Origin of the sequence: Pseudodesulfovibrio sp. JC047, assembly GCF_010468615.1 — a bacterium.
Classification (GTDB): domain Bacteria; phylum Desulfobacterota; class Desulfovibrionia; order Desulfovibrionales; family Desulfovibrionaceae; genus Pseudodesulfovibrio.
In genome coordinates this window covers 1-319 of sequence record NZ_WUEH01000126.1, presented here as the reverse complement: position 1 = coordinate 319, position 319 = coordinate 1, and the positions used below count along the sequence as shown (strand labels likewise).

Annotated in this window: 1 pseudogene; it reads left to right on the top strand. The window is 49.2% G+C overall.

The features are described 5' to 3' along the window. Nucleotides 1-319 (top strand): annotated as a pseudogene (locus GO013_RS16865) (hypothetical protein); the annotation flags it as partial.

Below are 319 nucleotides of genomic sequence, written 5' to 3'. Positions count from 1 at the left end.
GGACAGGGCAATTCTGTAAAAGTCGCAGCGTGCAGCGACATACTTTATGTGACAGCCAAGGCAGCAGCCCTCCGGTCAGTACCCGGTGATGAAGGAGAGGCTCTTGCAGAGGTCGGCCTTGGGGATGAAGTTTCCAGAAGCGCTGTGTGCGACAATAACTGGAGTAAAGTTTCTGTGGAAAAAAACGGGAATAAGGTGATCGGTTACATACAGAATCAGATGCTCAGTGCTGATATTCAGATTCAGCCGGAGAACGATCAGGTAGAGGTAAAAGCAGACAGCAGTATTCTTGATTATCCGGGGAGAAAAGACGGAGAAG